At 67.8% G+C, this 1,241-nt stretch carries 2 protein-coding genes; one reads left to right on the forward strand and one right to left on the reverse strand.

The window, feature by feature from the left end; genetic code table 11:
* Window positions 1–402: DUF732 domain-containing protein (locus ABDW21_RS15665; protein WP_343710697.1), on the forward strand; the 402-nt coding region annotated here is incomplete at its 5' end.
* Between the two features lie 37 nt (window positions 403–439).
* Here the strand turns inward: ABDW21_RS15665 and ABDW21_RS15670 are convergent.
* Window positions 440–1,241, reverse strand: an 802-nt coding sequence (locus tag ABDW21_RS15670) for a polysaccharide deacetylase family protein (RefSeq protein WP_343710698.1), incomplete at its 5' end; no start/stop codon positions are given.

Raw genomic sequence — 1,241 nt, forward strand, 5'->3', positions numbered from 1 at the left:
AACTGGACGGACATCGCTTGGCTGCGTGGACGGATGCACGGCAGGGCATCGTCGTGCCAGGGAGGCAGAACGGCGCGGTGCGCCTCGTCGACAGCGATCTGCGCGCTTCTCGCGCGGAACGTCCGCGATCTGCGGTCACGCTCGCGCACCGAACATAGAGCCGCACAAAGTCTTTCGGCCGGTGACGACGGCCATGACGACGGCCATGACGACGGCCATCGCGATGCCGTTGCCAGCGCCCGAGAGGTATGTGAATACCTCGAACAGGGACACACCACCAACCAGGCTGCGCGCGGCATGCAAAGCGCCAATCCCAACTTGTCGCTGACGACGGCTTCCCAGTTCGTGTCGATCGCCAGGGCGATGTACTGCAAGCAGGCCGGCAACGGCGAGTCGCCGTAACCGCGGCTGCGCCGCTCGCTGACGTCCTGCGGCGGCCTTACGCGCCGTCGTTCGGTCCGCCGGAGTTGGCGCCCGCGATGTCGGTGATCGGGAAGTTCGGCATCGGCCGCGGTGACGGCGTGTTCGGCAGGGTCGGGATCTCGCTGACCGGGATGTCGTGCAGATCGTCGGCCGGCGGGCCGTTCTCGCGGCCGCCGTAGACGCTGCCCGGTGTTCGAGGCCCGAGCAGCTCGCTGACGGTCACCAGCCGGTAGCCGTTGGCCTGCAACACCGGAATGAACTGGTCCACCAGGTCGACCGTGCTGGAGTAGGTGTCGTGCAACAGCACCACCGAGCCCGGCCTGATCTGCGTCATCAGGATCTGCCGGGAGGCAGCGGTGTTCGAGTCGTTGATCCAGTCATACGGGATGACGTCCCAAAGGATCCCGGCCAAGCCAACTTTGGCGGCCTGCTCGTTGACCGCGGCGTCGGTCAGGCCTCCCGCGGGCCGCCACAGCGTCGGCGTCACACCGGTGGCAGCGGCGATGGCGTCGTTGGCGCGGGTCAGCTGGTCGCGCACATCCGCGGGCGGGATCGTCGTCATGTTGGGGTGTTCCCAGGTGTGGTTGCCGATTTCCATACCGGCATCGGCGACCCGCTTGGCGCCCGCGGGGTCGGCGGCCACTTTGTTGCCGATCTCGAAGAACGTGGCCCTGGCGTTGCTGTCGGCCAGGATGCGCAGCAACCGGTCCGTGAACGGGCTGGGGCCGTCGTCGAAGGTCAGCGCAACGCACTTGACGCGCGAACAGTCCACGCCCTCGGCGTCGGAGCGCCGCACATGACCGGTGAGCGTCCCGACC

It is taken from the genome of Mycobacterium sp. (genome assembly GCF_039583805.1).
GTDB lineage: Bacteria > Actinomycetota > Actinomycetes > Mycobacteriales > Mycobacteriaceae > Mycobacterium.